An 8536-nucleotide genomic window follows, 5' to 3' on the forward strand; every position below is an offset into this window, starting at 1 on the left:
TTGATGGATGAGTTCACCTATCGCGACGGTTCCCTCTGGTGTGAAGGGGTGCCGCTGACCTCGGTGGCCGAGCGGTACGGCACACCCACATACGTCTACTCCGCGAGCACCCTGATTGATCACTACCGCCGATTCGCCAAGGCCTTCGACGCGGTCAGCCCATTGGTCTGCTTCTCCGCGAAAGCGCTGGGCAACGTACACCTGCTCAGGCTGCTGGGTCGGGAGGGCGCCGGCATCGACGCGGTCAGCGGGGGCGAGCTGCACCGGGCGATGGTGGCGGGGATCGACCCCGAGCGGACGGTGCTGGCCGGGGTGGGCAAGTCCGAGGCCGAGCTTCGGGAGGCGGTCCGCCGCAACATCCGCTGCATCAACGTCGAGTCCGAGGCGGAGGTCGAGCTGCTGTCCCGGATCGCCCGTGAGGAGGGGGCACGTCCTCGGCTGGCGATCCGGGTCAACCCCGATGTCGCGCCTGACCAGCGCACCCCGGCCCGGACGACCACCGGCACCCGGGGCGGCAAGTTCGGTGTCGACATCGAGCGGGCCGGCGCGTTGTTCGCGCGGGCCGCCGCCGACGAGGCGCTGCGGATCGAGGGCTTCCACATCCACCTGGGCAGCCCGATCTTCGACCCACAGGTCTATGCCATCGCCCTGGACCGGCTGCTCGCGCTCGTCGCCCGGCTGGAGGCGGCCGGGCACCGGATCACGACACTCAACCTGGGTGGCGGTTTTCCGGCCGAATACGTCGACCGCACCGCACCGAGCTGGGACGATTTCGCCGAAGTGATCGTGCACCGGCTCACCGGGTTCACTCGACAGGGTGGTCAGGTCATATTCGAGCCGGGCCGCACCATCGCCGCCAATGCCGGAATTCTGCTCAGCACGGTCCGCTATCTCAAGCAGGCCGGTGACCACCAACTCGCCGTGATCGACGCCGGCATGACGCACATCGCCCGCGCGGCGATGTATGACAGCTACCACTTCATGTGGCCGGTGCAGCCACCTGCGGAGGCGGTCCCCAGCTCCCGCGACGTGTCCGGCGTCGAGGGTCTGACGACGTACGACGTGGTGGGCCCGATCTGCGAGTCGAGTGACTACCTGGCCCGGGGCCGGTCGTTGCCGGCGCTGAAGGCCGGCGACCACTTCGCGATCTTCACGGCTGGCGCCTACGGGATGGCGATGACCAGCAACTACAACAGTCAGTTGCGGCCCGCCGAGGTGCTGGTGCACGGCGACCAGGTTTCGTTGATCCGTCGGCGGGAGACGTACGACGACCTGGTGGCGCTGGAACTGCTCGACGACGGTAGCGACCGGAACGGCTGATGAAAAACGACGTGTCGGTCACGGCCCTGCGGTCGGTCCGCGAGATCGGCGAGCAGGTGTGGAACGGCCTCGCCGAGGGTGAGGGGTTCTACAGCGGTTACCCGTGGATGGCCTGGGCCGAGACCGACCCGTCGTTCGTCACCACCTATCTGGTGGCCCGGGACGCCACGGGTGCACCGTGGCGGCGGTGGCGACCTACCTCTGGGCCGGCGCGAGCGTGCCGTCGATGAACCTGGCGTACAGCCCGGGTCACATCGCCGAGGAGAATCTGGAACGGCCGCTGTCGGCCGAGGAGCACGCTGCGTTCCTGCCCGCGTTGCTGGTGGGTTCGCGGGCCGGCTATCACGGCGCTGTCGCGATCTCCAAGGAGTTGACCGGCGACCGGCGGGACGCCGTGCTGACCGCGCTCTTCGCCGAGGTGGAGGCACTCGCCGGGCGGCTCGGGGCGGCCAGTGTCGCGCTGCTCTACACCCCTGCCGAGCACGTGGCCGCGTACCAGGCGGCCTGGCACCGGGCGGTCGGCCCGGCCGGCCGCGGTCCGGTGGCGGCGATGCTGTCGGCCGAGGCGGTGTTGCCCGCGCCGGGCGGCGAGGTCTCCGACCGGGCCGCCGAGGCGGCGGACCGGCGGGAGTGGCGACGCGAACGCCGACGGTACGACGACGCCGTGGACCGGGTGGAGACGGTCCGGCTCTCCGAGTGCGTGGACGTGATCGCGCCGTTGCTCGGCGCCACCCAGCGCAAGTACGGCGGCCCGGACACCGACGCCGACATGCACCGCTACTTCGCGTCCCAGGTGCCGGCGCTGGACGCGTACAGCCTGGTGCTCCTGGAATTCGCCGGCGACGACGTGGTCGGCTTCAGCCTCAACTACCTGTGGCCGGACGGGGTGTACGTCCGCGCGGCCGGCTTCGAGCGGCAGGCGGCGGCGTACTCGTACTTCAACCTGACCATGTACCGCCCTCGGGGTCTGGCGGCGGAGCGCGGGCTACCCCTGGTGCACCTCGGTGCCGGCACCTACGGCGCCAAGCGCGCCCGGGGTGCCGAGCCGAGGTGGACGGCGGGCCTGGTCCGACCTCCGGTGGACGTCCCCGACGAGCTGGCGCGCGCCTTCGCGATCGACGGCTCGGACTACCGGCAGGCGGTGCGGACCTGGGGCGGGCCCGTCCCCACCATCCCCTCGCAGCAGGAAGGTGACCATGCACTATCGCAGGTTCGGTCGGCTGGGCTGGCAGGTCAGTGAGATCTCGTACGGCATGTGGGGGGTCGGCGGCGGTCTGCACGGCTGGACCGGCGTCGAGGACGACGAGAAGTTCGCCGCCCTCCAGCGCGCCGTCGACCTGGGATGCAACTTCTTCGACACGGCCTGGGTGTACGGGCGCGGGCACAGCGAGCAGGTGCTCGGCGACCTGGTGCGGGCCAACCCCGGCACCCGGCTGTACGTGGCCACGAAGGTGCCGCCGAAGGACATGCGGTGGCCGTCGACCCGGGAATCGACCCTCGATGACGTCTTCCCTCCAAAGCACATCGAGGAGTACGTGCACAAGAGCCTGGACAATCTCGGGCTGGAGTCGATCGACCTGCTGCAACTGCACGTCTGGGAGGATTCCTGGACGGACGACCCGCGCTGGCGGGACACCCTCACCGGGCTGCGGGACGCTGGCCTGATCGGCGGGATCGGCATCTCGGTCAACCGCTGGGAGGCGTGGAACGGCGTACGGGCGATCGAGACCGGGCTGATCGACGCCGTCCAGGTCATCTACAACATCTTCGACCAGGATCCCGAGGACGAGTTGTTCCCGGCGGCCACGGCGCGGGACGTCGCGGTCATCGCCCGGGTTCCGTTCGACGAGGGCACCCTGACCGGCACGTTGACCATGGAGTCGACGTGGCCGGAGGGGGACTGGCGCAACTCGTACTTCGTGCCGGAGAACCTGGCCGAGAGCGTCGCCCGGGCCCGGGCGCTGGGCGAGGAGCTGCCGCCCGGGATGCCGATGCCGGAGGCGGCGCTGCGCTTCATCCTGGCGGACCCCCGGGTCTGCACCACCATCCCCGGGATGCGGCGGATCGCGCACGTCGAGAACAACATCGCGGTGAGCGACGGGAAACCGCTGGAGCCGGAGGTGCTGGCGACGCTGCGTCGGCACCGCTGGTCCCGTCAGCCGACCTGGTGGTCGCAGTAGCGGTTCCCTGTCAGGCCCTGATCCGGGTGGGCGGTGACCAGGCGTTGGCGAAGTAGACATTGATATTTACAGATGTCTATGACTAGGCTCCTGGCACCCCCTTCCAGATTGGAGTCAGCGATGACCTCACGACTCAGTCGAATCGCGGTAGCGATGGTCGCGACCGCAGGTGCCACACTGGCCGTCACGGTCGCCAACCCGGCGCCCGCGTCCGCCGCCATGACCATCTGCTACAACACCAGCCAGGCAGGCAGCTACGCCGGCATCGCCAGCCAGGCCGCCTCGATCTGGAACAACGCCACCGTCAACCTGACGCTCTCCGCGAACTGCGGCTCGAACCTGCGGATCTACCAGATCACCGGCGGCGGCTCGTACGCCCAGCGGACCAGCCTCGGCAACGGCCGGGTCTACATCGACACCCAGCAGGCCGCGCAGTACAGCCCGCTGCGGATCATGACCCACGAGATCGGGCACATCCTCGGCCTGCCGGACAACTACAACGGCAACTGCGCCCTCCTGATGTCCGGCGGCAGCGCCGGCACCAGCTGCACCAACCCGTACCCGAGCAGCGCCGAGGCGAGCCGGGTCAGCAACCTCTTCGCCGGCACCCGCATCGCCACCGAGCGCAGCACGGACAGCGCCGGGGCGGACATCTTCCGGGACAGCTGGCCGAGCATGCTCACCCCGGTGAGCTGACCGATCTGACAGGTGGAAGGGGCCGGCGTGTTCGCCGGCCCCTTCGTCACGTCCTCAGCTCGGCATCGGCGTCAGCCGGGTTCGCGGGCCCGCCCGCAGCACGCCGGACGGCAGCTTCTTGCCAAGCAACTCCTCGGCCAACTCCGCCGCCTCGATCATTGCGGCCAGGTCGACGCCGGTGTCGATGCCCATGTCCTGCAGCATGTGCACGACCTCCTCGGTGGCCAGGTTGCCGCTCGCCCCCGGCGCGTACGGGCAACCGCCCAGGCCACCGACGCTGGCGTCGAACTCGGTCACCCCCAGCTCCAGCGCGGTCAACAGGTTGGCCAGGGCGGTACCCCGGGTGTTGTGGAAGTGCAGCAGCACCGGCACCTGCGCGTTGCGGTCGCGGACCGCGGTGAGCAGCTCGCGGACCCGGCGGGGGGTGCCCATCCCGGTGGTGTCGCCGAACGCCACCCGGTCCGCGCCGTCCCGGACCACCCGGTCGACGATGCCGGCCACCCGCGCCGGGTCGACGTCCCCCTCGTACGGGCAGCCGAAGCTGGTCGCCACGATCACCTCGACCCGGGCGGACGCCCCGTGCAGCAGGTCGATCAACTCGGCGATGTCGTCCAACGACTCGTCGGTGGACCGGTTGACGTTGCGCCGGTTGTGCGTGTCGCTGGCCGATACCACCACCTCGATCTCGGTGAACCCGGCGGCGAGGGCCCGCTGGGCGCCCCGGGTGTTCGGCACCAGCGCCGAGTAACGCACCCCGTCGGCCCGCACCGCCCGCTGCCACACCTCGTCGGCGTCGGCCATCTGCGGGATCGCCTTCGGGTGCACGAACGACACCGCCTCGATCCGGCGGACGCCGGTGGCGGAGAGCGCGTCGAGGAGCCGCACCTTGGCGTCGGTCGGGATCGGGTCCTCGTTCTGCAATCCGTCCCGTGGCCCGACCTCGCGGATCGAGACGAATGCCGGTAGATCAACCATGTCAGGCCCACCCCTTTGTGCAGCCACCAACCTCAACGTTCCCAGCATGCCACCCGACCGACTGTCGCATTGATCAAGAGCGCATGCGGGAGACGATGCCGGTGTCGTAGGTGCCGGAGCGGAACTCGGCGTTCTCCAGCAGCTCGGCGAAGAAGGGGACGTTGTTCTTCGGCCCCTGGATCTGGAAGGCGGCGACCGCCGTCCTCGCCCGTGCGAGCACCTCGTCACGGGTCGCGCCGGTGACGATCAGCTTGGCCAGCAGGCTGTCGTAGAACGGGGTGACTGTGTTGCCCTCGGTGTAACCCGAGTCCACCCGGACCCCCTCGCCAGTCGGCTCTACCCAGGTCCTGATCACACCGGGGCCGGGTAGGAAGCGCTTCGGGTCCTCCGCGTTGATCCGCATCTCGATGGCGTGGCCACCCGGGGTCAACGCGTCCGGGTCGAACGTCGGCGCCAGCCCGGACGCCACCCGCAGCTGCTCCTCGACCAGGTCGACGCCGTAGACGTACTCGGTCACCGGGTGCTCCACCTGCAACCGCGTGTTCATCTCCAGGAAGAAGAACTCTTCGGTGGCGGGATCGAGCAGGCACTCCACAGTGCCCGCGTTGCGGTAGCCGACCGCCTCGCCGGCGCGTATTGCCGCCGCCAGGAACCGCTCCCGCAGCTCCGGCGAGACCGCCGGCGACGGGGACTCCTCGACCAGCTTCTGGTTACGCCGCTGCACCGAGCACTCCCGCTCGCCGAGCGCTACCACCCGGCCGTCGGCCAGGCCGAGGATCTGCACCTCGACGTGGCGCACCCGGGGGAAGTACCGCTCGATCAGCACCGAACCGTCGCCGAACATCCGCTCGGCGAACGCGCGCACCTTGTCGTACTCGGTGCGCAGCGCGGCCTCGTCGACGGCCACGCCCATGCCCATGCCGCCACCGCCGGCCGCGGCCTTGACCATCACCGGGTAACCGATCTCGGCGGCGGCCGTCACCGCCGCGTCGAGGTCGGCCGCCGGGTCGGTGGTGCCGGGCGCGACCGGGACGCCGGCCGCCGCCATCAGGTTCCGAGCATTGATCTTGTCGCCCATCGCGGTGATCGCGTCCGCGCCGGGCCCGACCCAGATCAGGCCGCTCGCCTCGACGGTACGGGCGAACTCGGCGTTCTCCGAGAGGAAGCCGTAACCGGGGTGGATGGCCTGCGCACCCGTCGACTTCGCGGCGGCCAGGATCGCCTCGGTGTTGCGATAGCTCTGTGCCGGGTTCGGCGGCCCGATCAGGACCGCCTCGTCCGCCTCCCGAACGAACGGCAGGTCGGCATCGGCCTCCGAGTGGACCGCGATCGCGCGGATGCCGAGCCGCTTTGCGGTCCGGATGATCCGGCGGGCGATCTCGCCGCGATTGGCGACCAGCAGTGACTCGATCATCTTTCCTCCCGACGTCCGGATGTTGGGACGATGTCAGGGAATCATGACCGACACGCTTCTGACGAGTCGGGCTCAGGCGAGCAGCGCGGCCAGGGTCGCGCCGCGCAGCAGTTCGGCCCGACGTCGCCGGTCCACCTCGCCACCGAGGAAGGGCGTCGAGTTCATCAGGCCGAACGCGGCGTGGGCGAGCACCCGCGCCTCCCCGTCGGGCATGCCCGGGTGCAGCGCGGTGAGCACCGTCACCCACTCCTCGACGTAGAGCCGTTGCAGGCGACGAATCCGACGCCTCGGCTCCTCGGGCAGGCGGTCCAGCTCGTGCAGGTGCAACGCGATCACCGCCGGGTTGGCCAACGCGAACTCGACGTGAAAGTCGATGAGTGACTCCAGCACGCCACGCGGGTCGTCCGGATGCCCGGCGGCGCGTTCCCGCCCGCCGGCCAGCAACCCCTCGCTGACCGGGATCAGCGCGGCGGCCAGCATCGCCTCCTTGCCGGCGAAGTGGTGGTAGAGCGCCGGACCGGTGACCCCGGCTGCCGCGCCGATGTCGTCCATCGACACACCGTGGTAGCCACGGGCGGCGAACAGGCCGACCGCGATCTCCAGGATCTCGTCCTTGCGGGACCTGCGCCGGCCCGCACCCGCCGCACCCCGTGCCTGCTGCTCGACCGTCACCGGGCAAGCCTAGACCGCGAGCTGGCTGCCGGGGGGCGGCGGTTGACTGTCGTTCCGCACTGTGGTGGCTTGACCCTCGACCGGGTCGAACCCGCACGGTCACCGGCATGACTGTCACCGCGCTCGGCCGGGACTTCCGGCTGCTCTGGTCCGCCGCCGTCTCGTCGAGGTTCGGAGACGCGCTGCGTACGCCCGCCCTGGCCCTGTTGGCCGCGACCGTGAGCCGCGACCCGCGGATCATCGCGGCGATCACCGTGGCCGGACAGTTGCCGCCGCTGCTCTTCGGCCTGCTCGGCGGGGTGTACGCGGACCGTCGGGACCGCCGTCGGACGATGGCCCTCGTCGACGGGGTGCGCGCCGCCGTGGTGGCGGCACTGGCCGTGGCCGTCGCCCTCCAGCGGGCCAGCGTCCCGCTGTTGCTGGTGGCGGCGTTCCTGCTCGCCGCGTTGGGCACGCTCTTCGACTCCGCCTCGTTCGCGCTGCTCCCCGCGCTGGTGCCGCCGGACGCGCTGGCCCGGGCGAACGGTCGACTTCAGGCCGGGTCGGCGGTGGCCGGCGGCTTCCTCGGGGCACCCGCCGCCGGTGTGCTGTTCGCCGTCGCCCCGGCCGTCCCGTTCGCCCTCGACGCCGTCACCTTCGCCGCCGCCGCCCTGCTCGTGCTGGCCCTCTCCCCGGCGCCCGTCGCGCCCGCGGCCGCGCGACCCCGAGCCCGGCGCGAATCGGTGTGGAGCGAGATCGTCGAGGGACTTCGTTGGCTGCGCGCGCACCGGACCCTGTGGCGGATCACCCTGTTGGCCGCCGCTAGCAACCTGGCGATCAGCGGGATCATCGCGGTGCAGGTGCTCTACGCGCTTGACGTGTTGCGGGTGCCACCGGCCGGGTACGGCCTGTTCGCCGCCGCCGCCATCGTCGGGGGTGTGGCAGGGGCCCTCGGGTCGGGTCGGCTCGGTGCCTGGCTCGGCACGCTGCCGGCGCTGCGCGTGGTGCTCGCCGCGCAGACCGTGGCGCTCACCGGCTTCGCGCTGGCCCGGCATCCGGTGCCGGGGGCGATCGGGCTGGCCGTCTTCGCCGCCGGGACGGTGGTGTGGAACAGCCTGGGCGCGTCGTACGGGCAGCGGCACGTGCCGACCGGCCTGCTGGGCCGGGTCGGTGCGGCGCAGCGGATGGTCGGTCTGCTCACCGCACCGCTCGGCGCGGTGCTCGCCGGGCTGGTTGCCGCGGCCTACGGCACGGCGCCGGTGGCGGGTGCGGCGGCGGCCACGTTCGCGCTGGTCACCGT

The 8536-nt window shown here is 71.0% G+C and carries 9 protein-coding genes; 6 read left to right on the forward strand and 3 right to left on the reverse strand.

The window, feature by feature from the left end:
• Nucleotides 1–3: 3 nt before the first annotated feature.
• The 5 genes from lysA (at nt 4) to JM949_RS15040 (ending at nt 4196) form a co-directional block, all read left to right on the forward strand.
• Nucleotides 4–1320 carry a diaminopimelate decarboxylase gene (gene lysA / locus JM949_RS15020; RefSeq protein WP_203149101.1) on the forward strand — a complete coding sequence of 439 codons (1317 nt, stop codon included), beginning with the start codon at nt 4–6 and terminating at the stop codon, nt 1318–1320.
• On the forward strand, nt 1320–1550 hold the full coding sequence (locus tag JM949_RS15025; RefSeq protein WP_203149102.1) for a hypothetical protein: 231 nt from the start codon (nt 1320–1322) through the stop codon (nt 1548–1550). Before lysA ends, JM949_RS15025 begins: the two co-directional genes overlap by 1 nt.
• Nucleotides 1508–2560, forward strand: a complete 1053-nt coding sequence (locus tag JM949_RS15030) for a GNAT family N-acetyltransferase (protein ID WP_203149103.1) — start codon at nt 1508–1510, stop codon at nt 2558–2560. Before JM949_RS15025 ends, JM949_RS15030 begins: the two co-directional genes overlap by 43 nt.
• Nucleotides 2517–3500 carry an aldo/keto reductase gene (locus JM949_RS15035; RefSeq protein WP_203149104.1) on the forward strand — a complete coding sequence of 328 codons (984 nt, stop codon included), beginning with the start codon at nt 2517–2519 and terminating at the stop codon, nt 3498–3500. Before JM949_RS15030 ends, JM949_RS15035 begins: the two co-directional genes overlap by 44 nt.
• A 120-nt stretch (nt 3501–3620) precedes the next feature.
• The gene (locus JM949_RS15040) at nt 3621–4196 is read left to right on the forward strand and encodes a snapalysin family zinc-dependent metalloprotease (protein ID WP_203149105.1); all 576 of its coding nucleotides are present in this window, start codon (nt 3621–3623) and stop codon (nt 4194–4196) included.
• Between the two features lie 54 nt (nt 4197–4250).
• Here JM949_RS15040 and JM949_RS15045 read toward each other — a convergent pair whose 3' ends face one another.
• The 3 genes from JM949_RS15045 to JM949_RS15055 all read right to left on the reverse strand — a co-directional run bounded on the left by JM949_RS15045 (nt 4251) and on the right by JM949_RS15055 (nt 7257).
• Nucleotides 4251–5171 carry a hydroxymethylglutaryl-CoA lyase gene (locus JM949_RS15045; RefSeq protein WP_203149106.1) on the reverse strand — a complete coding sequence of 307 codons (921 nt, stop codon included), beginning with the start codon at nt 5169–5171 and terminating at the stop codon, nt 4251–4253.
• Between the two features lie 73 nt (nt 5172–5244).
• Nucleotides 5245–6585: an acetyl-CoA carboxylase biotin carboxylase subunit gene (locus JM949_RS15050; RefSeq protein WP_203149107.1), complete on the reverse strand. Its 1341-nt coding sequence runs from the start codon at nt 6583–6585 to the stop codon at nt 5245–5247.
• 72 nt (nt 6586–6657) lie between these two features.
• Complete coding sequence (locus JM949_RS15055; protein ID WP_145778291.1) at nt 6658–7257, reverse strand: TetR/AcrR family transcriptional regulator; 600 nt, start codon at nt 7255–7257, stop codon at nt 6658–6660.
• A gap of 107 nt (nt 7258–7364) precedes the next feature.
• Here JM949_RS15055 and JM949_RS15060 point away from each other — a divergent pair.
• The coding region (locus JM949_RS15060; protein WP_203149108.1) for an MFS transporter at nt 7365–8536 on the forward strand (1172 nt) is incomplete at its 3' end.

The sequence above is a fragment of the Micromonospora tarensis genome, assembly GCF_016803395.1.
In the GTDB taxonomy this organism is placed as follows: Bacteria; Actinomycetota; Actinomycetes; order Mycobacteriales; family Micromonosporaceae; genus Micromonospora; species Micromonospora tarensis.